Source organism: Duganella sp. SG902, from assembly GCF_013376005.1.
GTDB lineage: Bacteria > Pseudomonadota > Gammaproteobacteria > Burkholderiales > Burkholderiaceae_D > Rugamonas.
The window spans coordinates 193986-208299 of record NZ_JABMJK010000002.1 but is presented as its reverse complement, the minus strand read 5'-3'; the positions used below and the strand labels follow the sequence as shown (position 1 = coordinate 208299).

The window sequence follows — 14314 nt, the reverse complement described above, 5'->3', positions numbered from 1 at the left end:
TGTGCGTATAGTCATCGATTTGCAAGGCGCTCAATCGGAGAGCCGTTTCCGCGGCATCGGCCGCTACTCGCTGGCGCTGGCCCTGGGCGTGGCCCGCAACGCCGGCGAGCATGAAGTCTGGCTGCTGCTGAACGCCGGCCTGAGCGCCTCCATCGCCGATCTGCGCGCCGCCTTCGCCGGCCTGGTGCCGCCGGAACGCATCCGCCTGTTCGACGCGCCGGCGCCCAGCGCCGAACAGACGCCGGCGCACGGCCCGCGCGCGCGCGCCGGCGAACTGCTGCGCGAATACGCGCTGGCGCAGCTGCGGCCGGACGCGGTGCTGGTCACCAGCCTGTTCGAGGGCTATGTCGACGACGCGCTGGTGTCGGTCGGCCGCTTCGACCGCGCCAGCTTCACCGCCGTGGTGCAGTACGACCTGATCCCGTTCCTGAATCCGGCCGCCTATCTGGCGCAGCCGTCGCAAGCCGCCTACTACGAGCGCAAGATCGCCTCGCTGCGCCAGGCCGGGCTGCTGCTGGCCATTTCCGACTACTCGCGCCAGGAAGCCATCGACGCGCTGGCGCTGGCGCCGGACCAGGTGGTGTCGATCTCCACCGCGGTGGACGACATGTTCCAGCCGGCCGCCACGGACGCCAGCGCCGTGGCGGCGCTGCGCGCGCGCTTCGGCGTCACGCGCGAGATGCTGATGTACGCGCCGGGCGGCTTTGACGCCCGCAAGAATATCGACGGCCTGGTCACCGCCTTCAGCCTGCTGCCGGCGGAGGTGCGCGCGCGCCACCAGCTGCTGATCGCCAGCAAGTGCGACCAGCACGAGCGCCAGCAGCTGGAAGCCCACGCCCGCCAATGCGGCCTGGCGGCGGACGAACTGATCATCACCGGCTATGTCGACAACGACACCCTGATCGCCCTGTACCGCGCGGCCGCGCTGTTCATCTTCCCGTCCAAGCACGAAGGCTTCGGCCTGCCGGCGCTGGAGGCGATGGCGTGCGGCGCGCTGGTGATCGGCGCCAACAACACCAGCATTCCGGAAGTGATCGGCTGCGAGGAGGCGCTGTTCGACGCGCTCGACCCGGCCGCCATCGCCGCCAAGATCGCCGCCGTGGTCAGCGACGACGCGCTGCGCGCGCGCCTGCGCGCGCACGGCCGTGTGCAGGCCGCCAAGTTCAGCTGGGACCACAGCGCCCGCCGCGCCCTGCGCGCGCTGGAAGCCGAACACGCGCGCCGCGCCGCCGCGGCCGAGGGCGCCGTGGCCGCGGCCGCCCAGCCGGGCGCCGCCCGGCCGCGCATCGCGCTGGTGTCGCCGATGCCGCCCGAGCAAACCGGCGTGGCCGACCACGCCAGCCGCCTGCTGAGCGCGCTGCTGCCCTACTACGACGTCGACCTGATCGTCAACCAGCCCAAGGTCGCGCTGCCGCCGGAAACCGCGCACGTCAAATGGTATGACGCCGCCTGGCTGCGCGCCCACGCGCACGACTACCAGCACATCGTCTACCAGATCGGCAACAGCCCTTACCACAGCTACATGCTGCCGCTGCTGCAAGACCATCCGGGGGTGGTGGCGCTGCACGACTTCTTCCTGAGCAGCATGCTGTCCTACGAACAGGTCAATGGCGCCATGCCCGGCGTGTGGAGCAGCGCCGCGCTGCACGCGCACGGCTACGCCGCGCTGCGCGACAGCCTGCAGCCGGACGGCATGCAGGCCGCGCGCGACCGCTGGCCGTGCAATCTGCAGATCCTGCAGCAGGCCAGCCACGTGATCGTCCACTCCGACTATGCGCGCCAGCTGGCGGCCGAGTGGTACGGCCCGGAGGCGGGGCGCGACTGGAGCCTGGCGCACCTGCCGCGCGCGGTGCCTTCGGTCAACGACCGCGCGGCCGCCCGCGCCGCGCTGGGCATCGCCGCCGACGCCTTCGTGGTGTGCAATTTCGGCTTCATCGGCCCCAGCAAGCAGTGCCTGGAACTGCTGCAGGCCTGGCTGCGCTCCAGCCTGCACCAGGACCGCCAGTGCCAGCTGATCTTTGTCGGCGCCAACCACGGCGGCGACTATGGCCTGCGCATCACCGACACGATTGCCGCCGCCAAGGCCCAGCAGCAGGTGCGCATCTCGGGCTGGATTTCGGAGCAGGACTACGTGCATTACCTGCAGGCCGCCGACGTCGGCGTGCAGCTGCGCACCACCTCGCGCGGCGAAACTTCCGCCACCGTGCTGGACTGCCTGGTCTACCAGCTGCCGACCATCATCAACGCCAACGGCGCGATGGCGGAATTCCCGCCGCACGCGGTATGGCGGCTGCCCGACCAGTTCGCGCAAAGCGAGCTGGTCGCGGCGCTGGAAACCCTGCGCCACGACGGCGCCCGCCGCGCCGAACTGGGCCGCACCGGCCAGGACCTGATGCGCACGCGCAACAGTTCCGAGCGCGTCGGCCGCATGTATTACGAAGCCCTGCAACGCGACGGCCAGCGCCGCGCCCGCAGCCGCGGCGCCCTGGCGCAAGCCCTGCTGGCCACGCCCGGCCTGGCCGACAGCGCGCAGCCGGCGGAAAACGAGCTGATGCTGCAACAGCTGGCGCGCTGCATCGGCAACGCGCCGGACGCGCTGGCGCCGCGCCAGTTGCTGGTGGACGTCACCTCCATCGCCCGCCATGACCTGAAAACCGGCATCGAGCGGGTGGTGCGCAACCAGCTGCTGGAGCTGCTGCAACTGCAGGCCAGCGGTTGGCGCGTGGAACCGGTCTGCCTGAGCAACGAGGACGGCCGCTATCGCTACCGCTACGCGCGCAACTACGTGGCCGGCCTGCTGGGCATTGCCGACACGCTGCATGGTCCCGATCCGCTGCTGGACGTGCAGGCCGGCGACGTCTATTACAGCGCCGATTACGCGCCGCACGCAGTGATGGCTGCCGCCCGCGAAGGCGTGTACGCCGCGCTGCGCGCGCGCGGCGTGCGCCTGAATTTCCTGGTGCACGACCTGCTGCCGGTGCTGCGGCCGGAATTCTTCCCGGTCGGCGCCGACGCCGTGCATGGCGCCTGGCTGCACTGCGCGGCCGGCATGGCCGATCGCATGATCTGCATCTCGGCCGCGGTGGCCGACGAGCTGCGTGACTGGCTGGCGGCGGAACACGCCCCGCGCATCCCGCCGTTGGCGGTGCTGCACCATGGCGCCGACCTGGCGGCCGGCGCGCACGCCGCAACGACCGATGCGCCCGCACCAGAACTGCCGCTGCTGCGCCAACTGGCCGGCACGCCGATCTTCCTGATGGTCGGCACCATCGAGCCGCGCAAAGGCCATCTGCAAGCGCTGGAAGCATTCGACCAGCTGTGGCGCGACGGCGTCAAGGTACACCTGGTCATCGTCGGCAACGAAGGCTGGAAAGCGCTGCCGGCCAGCGAGCGCCGCACCATCCCGGCCATCGTCGAGCGCCTGCGCAGCCATCCGCAGGGGGGCCAGCAGCTGCACTGGCTGCAAGGCCTGGACGACCAGGCGCTGCAACAGGTCTACCGCGCCAGCAGCTGCCTGCTGCAACCGAGCGAAGGCGAAGGCTTCGGCCTGCCGCTGATCGAAGCGGTCAGCCATGGCCTGCCGCTGCTGGTGCGCGACATCCCGGTGTTCCGCGAGGTGGCGGGCGCCAACGCCAGCTACTTCAGCGGCATGGACGGCGCCAGTCTGGCGCGCGCCGTGGCGGACTGGCTGGCGCTGTACGCGCAGGGCTGCCATCCGGGCTCGCACGCGATGCGCTGGATGAGCTGGCGCGACAACGCGCTGGCCCTGCTGGCCATCATCAACGACAAAGACCAGGCATGAACCAGCCCCAGCCCCAGCCCCGTCCGCGTGCCGCGTTGCCCACGCCACGCCGCCGCCGCCAACTGCGCCAGACCCTGCGCGCCAGCCGCCTGATCCTGCCACTGTCGCTGCTGGCGCTCAGCATCGCCCCGGCGCTGCTGGCTGGCATCAGCATGTCGCCCAAGGCCGACGCCTGGCTTGAGCGCCACAGCGCCGACCGCCACTGGGTGCGCATCTACCGCGCCCACGTACCGCCGGTGGAAGAACTGCGTCCGCTGGCGGCCCTGCCCGAGGCCAAGGACTGGTGGCCGGTCGAGCGCTACTACAGCCGCTTCGAGCGCTGGTTCAGCGACCACCTCGGCTGGCGCAACCTGATGATACGGGCCAAGAACGAGCTCGATTACCGCCTGTTCAACTCCTCCACCCGGGTCTACTTCGGCAAGGATGGCGAGCTGTACGGCCGCAACCTGATCGACAATGAAATGCCGGCCACCGAGCGGCTGCTGGCCGACCCGGAGCGCGCGCAGGCGGTGTACGACGGCGTGCTGGCGTTCAGCGAGCAGTTGCGCCGGCAAGGCGTGACCATGCTGCTGGTGGCGCCGATCCAGAAGCAGTACTACACGCGCGAGCGCCTGCCGGCCTTTGCGCCGCAAGTGCCGGACGATTCGCACTTCCTGGCGCTATACCAGCGCCTGAAGGCGGCGCCGCAGCTGCACTTCATCGACGTCAAGCGCCACCTGGACGAGAACCGCGACAAGTTCCCTATCTTCTACAAGCAAGACTTCCACTGGACCGACCTGAGCGCGATGGTGGTGGCGGCCGACGTCACCGACAGCATCGCCAAACTGGAGGGCAGCCGGCTGCGCTGGCGTCACGCCATGCAGCCCGACTACCAGCCCTTCGTCGGCTCGGAAGCGCGCTTTGCCGCCCGCCTCAACCTGAAGGAACAGGTGATCGAGCCGCAGCTCAAGCAGACCTGGACCGCGCGCCACCACGACACGCCGGCGGCCGCCAACAGCGGCTGGGAATTCAGCACCGACGCGCTCGACGATCCATCGCTGCTGCCCGCCACCTGCATGTACGGCAACAGCTTCAGCGACGGCATGCTGCGCGCCGGCCTGACCGAGCACTTCCGCCAGTTCCACAAATTGAGCCGCACCCTGCCGCTGACGCAAGTGCCGGCCCTGCTGCACGGCCAGTGCCGCTACCTGATCGTGCAGGTGCTGGACATCCAGACCGACCGCTGGGCCTCGCTGGCGCCGGCCCCATAACCCAACGACAACACCATGGTCTTTTCCTCGCCAGGCTTTTTGTTCCTGTTCTTCCCGCTGTTCTACCTGCTGTACTTTGTGCTGCCGCGCGGCTGGCGCAACAGCTACATCCTGCTGGCCAGCTTTGTGTTCTATGCGCTGGGCGCCGGCGCCCTGACCGCGGTGGCGCTGGTGCTGCTGCTGGCCAACTGGCTGCTGGCCGGCGTGATCGGCGCGCGCCGCGAACAGCAGCCGTCCCTGGCGCGCCGGCTGCTGACGGCCGGCATCCTGCTCAACCTGCTGCCGCTGGTGTTCTTCAAATACCTGCTGTTCCTGGCGCAGCTGGTACAGGACCTCAGCGGCTGGCAAGCCACCGTGCCGGTGCGCGAACTGGGCATTGTGCTGCCGCTGGGGATTTCGTTCTATGTGTTCCACTTCCTGTCCTACCTGCTGGACGTGCACGCCGGCCGCATCGCGCCCGAGCGCAGCCTGCAGAAGTTCGCCATCTATATTTTCCTGTTCCCGCACCTGATCGCCGGACCGGTGGTGCGCTACGCCGAGGTGCGCGAACAGCTGCACATCCGCCACCGCGCCACGCTGGGCCGGGCGCTGTTCTGGGGCCTGCTGATCTTTATCGTCGGCCTGTCGAAAAAGCTGCTGATCGCCGATCCACTGGGCGTGGTGGCGGACGGCATCTACCGTCCCGGCGTCGAACTGAGCACTTACTCGGCCTGGCTCGGGGCGATCTGCTATTCGTTCCAGATCTACTTCGATTTTTCCGGCTACACCGACATGGCCATCGGCCTGGCGCGCATCATGGGCTTCCGCTTCCCGCGCAACTTCAACCGCCCGTACGCGGCCCACAGCATCACCGAGTTCTGGCAGCGCTGGCACATGACGCTGTCGCGCTTCTTCCGCGACTACGTCTACATCCCGCTGGGCGGCAACCGCGGCAGCCCATGGCGCACCTACCGCAACCTGATGGTGGTGTTTGTGCTGTGCGCGCTGTGGCACGGCGCCGCCTACACCTTCCTGGCGTGGGGTGTCGGCCATGGCCTGCTGCTGGTGCTGGAACGCGCCGGCTGGCTGAAACTGGACAAGCTGCGCCTCGGCAGCCTGCCGGTGTTCGTGCTGGCCACCCTGCTGTGGGTGCCGTTCCGCGCCACCAGCCTCGAGCAGGCCGGCCGCCTGCTGCACGCCATGGCCGGCGGCGCGCCGCTGGCGCTGCCGCATGACCGCATGCTGGCCGATCCGAAGGTGTCGTTTGTGCTGGCGCTGGCGGCGCTGGTGTGCCTGCTGCCGGACCGCCCGCTGCGCCGCTTGTACCAGCACAGCTTCCGTCTCGGCGCCACGCCGGTGATGACGGTCTACTGCCTCGCCCTCTACCTGCTGTCCTGCATGGCGGTGGTGGAAGGCGGTTTCAATCCGTTTATTTACTTCCAGTTCTAGGCGGCTGCACCGGACACAACTGGTAAGGATGAGCGTTGCGGCCGACGGCCGCGTGGTACTTCACGCAGTCGGCCGGATCGAAGCGGATGCCGTAACGGCCCAGCACCTCCTGCGCCGCCGGCCAGATCTTCTGGTTGTCGCCCTCGGCCTGCATCATCACATAGAACGGGCCGCTGCGCGCGGCCATCATCGCCGCCGCCCTGGCGGCATAGGCTGGCGATTCCGGAAAACCGCCCCCCAGCGCCACGAATGCCAGCTGGCGCGGGAACGACGGCACCAGCCAGCTCATCGGCGGGTCGCCGTGCACTGTGAACACGAGGTTTTGCGCCGGCGATGGCAGCGGCGGCAGTTCCACCGTGGTGGACTGGCGCGCCCAGCCGGCATGCCCCCAGGAGGCGCCCGGCAGGCTGGCGACGGTGGTCAGCAGCAAGGTCCAACTGGCCACCTGGCGGCCCACCGCCGGCTGCATCAGGCGTTGCGCGGCCAGCCACAGCGCCAGCGGCGTCAGCAGCTCCAGCGGCACCAGGTAGCGGTAGATGCCGAACAAGTTCAGCCAGATCAGGTAGGCGATGCCGAAAAACAGCAGCATCAGGCCGGCCGGGCGCGTCAGCGCCGCCGCCGGGCGCTGGGCCAGGATGGCGTCGCGCAGCAGGCGCAGCACCAGCGCCACGCCGGCCAGGTAGAGCATCGGCCAGATCAGCGGGGTGATGTTGATCTCGATCACCCGCTTGGGGTTTTGAATGAAGATGAAGGGCCACAGCAGCTTTTCCACGATGCCCTTGGGAATCCAGCCGGTATCGCCGATGCCGATGATGGCCGCCAGCGGGCCCTTGAAGATGTTGTTGAATTGCGGGAACAGCGGATTGCCGAAGGTGTGCCACATGCGCCAGTACCAGTGGCCCGCGCTGAGGCCGATACCGGCCAGGGTGCCCACACCGAACATCACCGCCAGCCGCAAGCGCAGCCAGGCGGCCGCCGGCACGCCCAGCAGCGCCAGGCACAGCGCCAGGGCGTACATGGCGTTGGTCAGTTTGAGGCCGGTGCCGAAGCCGGCCAGCAGGCCGGCCAGCGCCACCGTCCGCCAGGCCGGCGCGCCGCCGCGCAGCAGCTGCGGCCAGGCACGCAGCACCAGCAGCAAGGCGCCCAGCACGGTCAGGGCGACCAGGTTGTCGCCCATGGTGTTGCCCAGTTCGGACAGGAAGCCCGGCCCCAGGCTGCCGGCCAGCGCCAGCAGCAGCGCCGCGCGGTGCCCCGGCGCCGGCAGCAGCTGACGGCCGATGGCGGCCAGCAGCACGAAGTTCAGGCCATGCAGCCACCCCATGACAAAGCCGGCCGCCGGCGCCGGCAGCGTCTGGTTGAGGCCATAGTACAAGAGGTCGATCGTCGGATTGAAGTAGCTTTGCCACTGGCCGGGCGCCAGGTCGTAACCGATCTTGCCGTTCAACAGGGCATACGGGTTATACAGGTGGTAGTTGTGCAAGTCCCAGTTGTCATCCTGGCCGTACAACACAGACAGCACGCCGAACAGCAGCGGCACCAGCAGCAGCGCGCGCGCCAGCATGGCGGGCCGGTCCAGTCCTTGCCAGGCCGCCGCAACGGCACGTTCCAGGGCGATCAGGGGGCGTTGGAGCAAATTCATGGAGGGGTTCAGGAACGTTTGAAGACCAGCAGCTTGGCGCTGATGAAGTTGAGCGACATGCCGGCCAGCGAACCGGCCGCCACCGCCAGCAGGGGCGTCAGCGGCCAGGCCGGCAGCAGATGGACCGCCACCGCCGAGACGAGATAGTTGACCGCCCCGCCCCCCAGCATGGCGCCGAGGTAGCGCCACCACTCCATCCAGGTGGCAGGCGCCACCGTCTCGGCGGCGAAGGTCCAGCGGCGGTTCACTTGCCAGGTGAAGTAAACGGCGCACAGGAAGGAGACCAGGCGTGCCAGGTAAAAAGGCAGGCCAAGCGCCAGGCCGGCGTAGCACACCAGCGTGTCGACGCCCAGGCCGCCGATGCCGGCCAGGGCGAACAGCGCCACCGCGCGCCGCGTCTTAGGCGCCATGGCCGACCGGCCCCGGCACCGCCAGGTAAGCAAAGCGCTTCTGTTCGATGCGGCCCTTGGTGACGGTATCGAGGATCAGGCCGCACGACGGCAACACCACGCCCAGCAGCGCCAGGCCGGTGCACAGCACGGCGGTCGGCAGGCGCGGCACCAGGCCGGTGCGCAGGAAGGTCTCGATCAGCGGCAGCGCCAGGGCGCCGGCGCTCAGCACACACAGGCCCGCCAGCAGCGAGAAGAAGTACAGCGGCTTTTCGTTCTTGAACAGCTTGGTGATCATCCACAGGATGCGGATGCCGTCGCGGTAGGTGTTCAGCTTGCTGACCGAGCCTTCCGGACGCGATTTGTAGGTGGTGGCCACCTCCGCCACCGGCATGCGCAACTCCAGCGCGTGCACGGTCAGTTCGGTTTCGGTTTCAAAGCCGGCCGCGTGCGCGGCGAACGACTTGGCGTAGCGGCGCGAGAAGATGCGGTAGCCCGACAGCATGTCGGTGAAGGTATTGCCGAACACGACGCTGACACAGCCGGTCAGCAGCTTGTTGCCGAAGCGGTGGCCGAAGCGGTAGGCCTCCTGCTCGTCGGTGACGCGGGTGCCGACCACCATGTCCAGCCCCTCGGCCAGCAGTTTTTCGGCCAGCTGCGGCGCCACGCTGGCGTCGTAGGTGTCGTCGCCGTCGACCATGATGTAGAGGTCGGCGTCGACGTCGGCGAACATGCGGCGGATCACGTTGCCCTTGCCCTGCAGCGGCACGCTGCGCACGATGGCGCCGGCCTGCCGGGCCACGGCGATGGTGGCGTCGCTGGAATTGTTGTCGAACACGTAGACCGCCGCCTGCGGCAGGCAGGCATTGAAATCGCGCACGATGTTGCCGATGGTCAGGGCTTCGTTATAGCACGGCACGATGACCGCGATCCGCTGGTTGCTGAGTATGCTCACGTTGGTATGGTCGCTTAGAACTGCTTTTTGAAAGGCCGGGCATGGCCGCCCCGCCGCCTTGCCAGGTTGGCAAGGCGGCCGCATTATACCGCCCAAACCGCCGCGTACAAACGCGGCTTACAGCTGGTTACAGCGAACCGCCCTTGGGCGCGCCGCCCAGCAGGAAGGCCAGCTTGGGCTTGGCCTTGGTGATGGAGCTGGCGGCGGCCGGCGCGGCCGGGGCCGGCGCGGCGGCCTTGCTCGGCTCGTAGGGCTTGAGGAACCACGGATCGACCTTCTCGCGCCGCGGCGCCCCGCCGCCGCCCAGCGAGCGCGGGGCGCGGTCGGGCGCGCGGCCGGCCGGGCCGCGGCCGAGGTCCTCGCTGCGGCGCGGACGACGTTCGCCGCGCTCGTCGGCGAAGGTCGGCGCCGGGTTGAAGCCTTCCGGTTCAACCCGCTTGATGGTCTGCTTGATCAGCTTTTCGATGTCGGCCAGCAGGCGCTCGTCCTTGTCGGAGTAGAGCGAGATGGCGTCGCCCGAGGCGCCGGCGCGGCCGGTGCGGCCGATGCGGTGCACATAGTCCTCGGCGTTGTACGGCAGGTCGTAGTTGATCACGCACGGCAGGTCGGAGATGTCGAGGCCGCGCGCGGCGACGTCGGTGGCCACCAGGATGTCGATCTCGTTCTTCTTGAACGCGTCCAGCGCGGCCATGCGCTCCTGCTGGCTGCGGTCGCCGTGGATGGCGACCGCCTTCATGCCCTCCCGCTCCAGCTCGCGCGCCAGGCGCGAGGCGCCCAGCTTGGTGTTGGAGAACACGATCACCTGCTTGAGCTCGCGCTGGCGCAGCAGGTGCGCGATCAGCGCGTGCTTCTGGTTCTCGGCGATCTTGTACACCACCTGGGTGACGGTGTCGGCGGTCTTGTTGGCGCGCGCCACCTCGATGGTGACCGGGTCGCTCAGGAAGGTGTTGGCCAGCTTCTTGATTTCCGGCGAGAAGGTGGCCGAGAACATCAGGTTCTGGCGCTTCTTCGGCAGCAGGTTGATGATGCGCTGCAGGTCCGGCAGGAAGCCCATGTCCAGCATGCGGTCGGCTTCGTCCATGACCAGCATCTGCACCTGGCCCAGGCTGATGTTTTTCTGCTCGACGTGGTCCAGCAGGCGGCCCGGGGTGGCGATGACGATCTCCACGCCGGCCTTCAGGATCACGGTCTGCGGCTTCATGTCCATGCCGCCGAACACCTCGGTGGCGCGCAGCGGCGTGTGCTTGCAGTAGGCCTTGACGTTCTCGGCCACCTGCACCGCCAGTTCGCGGGTCGGCGCCAGGATCAGCGCGCGCACCGGGTGGCGCGCCGGCGAGGTGCTGGCGCTGGCGTGCGGCAGCAGCATCTGGATGATCGGCAGCGCGAAGCTGGCGGTCTTGCCGGTGCCGGTCTGGGCCGCGCCCATCACGTCGCGCCCCCGCAGCAGCACCGGGATGGCCTGGGCCTGGATCGGCGTCGGGTGCTCGTAGCCCTGCTCGTTCAGGGCGCGCAGGATGGCCGGCGACAGGCCGAAATCGGCGAAACGAACGGGGGCGGGAGCGGCGGCTGCGGCCTGCTCGGGAAGGGACGGGGTGGTGATCTCGGTATCGGACATAATCTGGACGGATGGTGAAGCGCCGTAAACTATACCCTAATTTCTGGCAACTGCGCTAAAAAACGGCAGCTTTTATCACGAAACCATTGCATCATTGGCATGTATAATAGCCTTTCTGATCGGAACCAGTCGAAACCCACTCCCCCATGCATGTCCCGCTAACGGCCCTGCGCCGCGTCGTATTGCTTTGCATTTTGCTGGCCGTCAGCCTGGCCAGCGCCGCGCCGGCCCCCTCGCTGCGCTTCAAGAAACTCGGCCCCCTGGGCGGCGACGAGCCGTCCATGCTGTCGCTGATGCAGGACCGCAAGGGCTTCATCTGGGTCGGCACCCACACCAACGGCCTGTACCGCTACAACGGCTACCACGCGGTCAAGTACATCAACAACCCGTCCGATCCGAACAGCCTGCCGCACGACCGCGTCTCCGCCATCTTCGAGGACAACAAGGGCCGCATCTGGGCCGCCACCCAGAACGGCCTGGCGCGCTTCAATCCGGAAACCAACAACTTCACCACCTTCACCACCGACAAGGCGCCCAAGAACCACCGCATCGTCAAGAACATCATTTCGGACGGCAAGGACGGGCTGTGGATCGGCACCTGGGGCGGCCTGCAGCACTTCGACCCCAACAGCGGCACCTTCGACGCCATCTACGCCCACGACGAGAACAATCCCGACAGCCTGGCCAGCAACGACCTGAACGCGCTGGCGCTGGACGCCAGGGGCGGCCTGTGGATCGGCACCTGGCCGGGCGGCATGGATTACCTGGCGCCCGGCGCCAGGGTGTTCCGGCACCACCAGGTCGACCCGGCGCCCAAGCCGGACGCCCGCGTCAACATCGTGCGCGCGCTGCAGTTCGACCGCAACGGCGCGCTGTGGATCGGCACCGAGTCCGGCGTGATCCGCTGGGACGGCAAGAGCGACTGGGGCACGCGGGTGGCGATCCGCTCACCGTACAGCCGCATCACCAACTTCGGCCTCGACAACAAGGGCGTGCTGTGGGGCACCACCTTGTCCGCCGGCCTGCTGCGCTGGAACGAGGCCAACGGCGAGTTCGACCAGTTCGTGCACGCCGCCGACGACCCCTACAGCCTGCCCGGCGACAACCTGCGCGCGGTGATGCAGGACCGCGGCGGCATGCTGTGGATCGCCTCCTTCACCGACGGCATCGCGCTGGCCAACCTGTCCAGCGAGGGCTTCACCCGCCACGTGCCGTTCCGCATCGACAGCCGCTCGGCGCCGGCCAGCAACGCCCTGCTCAGCCTGGCCCGTGCGCCGGGCGGCAAGATCTGGCTGGGCGGCAACGTCGGCATGAGCTTGTACGATCCGGCCACCAGCACCGTGCTGCGCAGCTACCGCGCCGACGACAAAACGCCCGGCAAGCTGTCGCACGCCATCATCTACAGCATGTACCAGGACGACGAGGGCAAGGGCCCGCTGTGGCTGGGCACCTCGAACGGCCTGAACCGCCTGGACACGCCGGACAGCCCGTTCCAGGTGATCCACTTCGGCAACACCGCCAGCGACTACATCAACGCCATCGCGCCCGGCGCCGGCGGCGTGCTGTGGCTGGCCACCGGCAACAGCCTGATCCGCTACGACACCAGGACCGACGCCCGCAAGATCTACTACAACGATCCGCAGGACCCGAGCACGCGCAGCGTCAACGGCACCTCGGCGGTGCTGGAGGACCGCCAGGGCCGGGTGTGGGCCGGCTCCGAATGGAATGGCGGCGGGCTCGACCTGCTGGACCCGGCCAGCGGCAAGTTCCGCCACTTCCGCTACGCCAGCAAGGCCATCGACGGCCTCAGCGACGACAACATCGCCAGCCTGCACGAGGACGCGCAGGGCCGCATCTGGGTCGGCACCGGCAAGGGCCTGAACCTGGTCGAGTTCAAGGCCGACGGCGCGATCGCCTTCAAGTCGTACGCGGCGGCCATGCGCGCGGCCAAGATCCTGGCCATCCAGCACGACGGCGAGGGCAAGATCTGGTGCAGCACCATCGCCGGCCTGTACCGGCTGGACCCGGACAGCGGCAAGGCCACGCTGTACACCTCGTCCGATGGCCTGACCGAGGGCTTCACGGTCAACTCCTCGGCCTACGGCGCCGACGGCACGCTGTTCTTCGGCGGTGTGCACGGCATGACCGCCGTGGTGCCGGCCAAGGTGAAGACCAGCTCGGTGCCGCCGCAGGTGGCGATCACCGACATCACCGTGTTCAACCACTCGCTGCAGAACGGCCAGCCGGCCGAGAACGTCAAGGCCGAGGGCCCGGTGACCGCGCCCACCGCGCTCACGCTGTCGTCGCAGGCCTCGGTGTTCGCGCTGGAGTTCGCCGCGCTGCACTACACCGAGCCGTCCGGCAACCGCTACGCCTACCAGCTGCAGGGCTTCGACCGCGACTGGGTGGAGGCCGACGCCACCCACCGCACCGCCAGCTACACCAACCTCAACCCGGGCAAGTACGTGTTCCGGGTCAAGGCCGCCAACCACATGGGGGTGTGGAACGAGCAGCCGGCCACGCTGCACATCACCATCACGCCGCCGTTCTGGCAGCAATGGTGGTTCCGCTCGGCGCTGGCGGCGCTGGTGGTGGGCACGCTGGCGCTGGCCTACAAGACCCGCATCAACCGCCTCACGCGCCACCAGGCCGAGCTGGAGCACACGGTGGCGGCGCGCACGGCCGAGCTGGAGGAATCCAACCGCAAGCTGGCCGCGCTCAGCACCACCGACGGCCTGACCGGCGTCAGCAACCGGCGCGGCTTCGACCTGGCGCTGGAGGCCGAATGGCGGCGCGCGGCGCGCACCGGCCAGACGCTGGCGCTGTCGATGCTGGACGTCGATTACTTCAAGAAGTACAACGACCACTACGGCCACCTTGCCGGCGACGCCGCGCTGCGCGCGGTGGCCGAGCTGATCACCACCCACGGCCGCCGCACCAGCGACCTGGTGGCGCGCTACGGCGGCGAGGAGTTCGCGCTGCTGGCGGCCGCCACCGATCCGGCCGACGCGTTCGGCGTGGCGGAGGAAATCTGCGCCGAGCTGGCGCGGCGCCGCCTGCCGCACGAGCAGTCGCCGTTTGGTATCATGACCATCAGTATAGGCGTGGCGGTGATGATGCCGACCGAGGACAGCTCGCCGCAGGACCTGGTGCGGGCCGCCGACCGGGCGCTGTACCGCGCCAAGGAGAAAGGGCGCAACATGGCGCTGCTGGCCATGCCGCCGATGTGAGCAAGC

General features: G+C 68.8%; 8 protein-coding genes. 4 read left to right on the top strand and 4 right to left on the bottom strand.

The features are described 5' to 3' along the window. Window position 1: 1 nt before the first annotated feature. From FHW83_RS04435 to FHW83_RS04425, 3 genes are read left to right on the top strand one after another with little or no spacing between them, the layout of a single operon-like run. Window positions 2-3802 carry a glycosyltransferase gene (locus tag FHW83_RS04435; RefSeq protein ID WP_176645155.1) on the top strand — a complete coding sequence of 1267 codons (3801 nt, stop codon included), beginning with the start codon at window positions 2-4 and terminating at the stop codon, window positions 3800-3802. After that, the gene (locus tag FHW83_RS04430; RefSeq protein WP_218106096.1) at window positions 3799-5052 is read left to right on the top strand and encodes a hypothetical protein; all 1254 of its coding nucleotides are present in this window, start codon (window positions 3799-3801) and stop codon (window positions 5050-5052) included. Before FHW83_RS04435 ends, FHW83_RS04430 begins: the two co-directional genes overlap by 4 nt. 15 nt (window positions 5053-5067) lie before the next feature. Then, the gene (locus tag FHW83_RS04425; RefSeq protein WP_176645154.1) at window positions 5068-6480 is read left to right on the top strand and encodes an MBOAT family protein; all 1413 of its coding nucleotides are present in this window, start codon (window positions 5068-5070) and stop codon (window positions 6478-6480) included. Here FHW83_RS04425 and FHW83_RS04420 read toward each other — a convergent pair. From FHW83_RS04420 to FHW83_RS04405, 4 genes are all read right to left on the bottom strand, one after another. Continuing rightward, complete coding sequence (locus tag FHW83_RS04420) at window positions 6461-8119, bottom strand: hypothetical protein (protein ID WP_176645153.1); 1659 nt, start codon at window positions 8117-8119, stop codon at window positions 6461-6463. The genes FHW83_RS04425 and FHW83_RS04420 overlap by 20 nt on opposite strands. Before the next feature lie 8 nt (window positions 8120-8127). Then, window positions 8128-8529, bottom strand: coding sequence for a GtrA family protein (locus FHW83_RS04415; protein WP_176645152.1), 402 nt, complete (start codon window positions 8527-8529; stop codon window positions 8128-8130). Beyond that, window positions 8519-9463 carry a glycosyltransferase family 2 protein gene (locus FHW83_RS04410; protein ID WP_373997164.1) on the bottom strand — a complete coding sequence of 315 codons (945 nt, stop codon included), beginning with the start codon at window positions 9461-9463 and terminating at the stop codon, window positions 8519-8521. Before FHW83_RS04410 ends, FHW83_RS04415 begins: the two co-directional genes overlap by 11 nt. Window positions 9464-9590: 127 nt before the next feature. After that, window positions 9591-11078 carry a DEAD/DEAH box helicase gene (locus FHW83_RS04405; protein ID WP_176645150.1) on the bottom strand — a complete coding sequence of 496 codons (1488 nt, stop codon included), beginning with the start codon at window positions 11076-11078 and terminating at the stop codon, window positions 9591-9593. Window positions 11079-11224: 146 nt separating this feature from the next. Between FHW83_RS04405 and FHW83_RS04400 the strand changes: the two genes are divergently transcribed. Continuing rightward, the gene (locus tag FHW83_RS04400) at window positions 11225-14308 is read left to right on the top strand and encodes a diguanylate cyclase (protein WP_176645149.1); all 3084 of its coding nucleotides are present in this window, start codon (window positions 11225-11227) and stop codon (window positions 14306-14308) included. Window positions 14309-14314: the final 6 nt, after the last annotated feature.

What these genes read in the sequence shown, in the direction of transcription:
- FHW83_RS04430 (WP_218106096.1), top strand. Translation starts at nt 3,799, where the DNA reads ATGAACCAGCCCCAGCCCCAGCCCCGTCCGCGTGCCGCGTTGCCCACG.
- FHW83_RS04425 (WP_176645154.1), top strand. Translation starts at nt 5,068, where the DNA reads ATGGTCTTTTCCTCGCCAGGCTTTTTGTTCCTGTTCTTCCCGCTGTTC.
- FHW83_RS04420 (WP_176645153.1), bottom strand. Translation starts at nt 8,119, where the DNA reads ATGAATTTGCTCCAACGCCCCCTGATCGCCCTGGAACGTGCCGTTGCG.
- FHW83_RS04415 (WP_176645152.1), bottom strand. Translation starts at nt 8,529, where the DNA reads ATGGCGCCTAAGACGCGGCGCGCGGTGGCGCTGTTCGCCCTGGCCGGC.
- FHW83_RS04405 (WP_176645150.1), bottom strand. Translation starts at nt 11,078, where the DNA reads ATGTCCGATACCGAGATCACCACCCCGTCCCTTCCCGAGCAGGCCGCA.
- FHW83_RS04400 (WP_176645149.1), top strand. Translation starts at nt 11,225, where the DNA reads ATGCATGTCCCGCTAACGGCCCTGCGCCGCGTCGTATTGCTTTGCATT.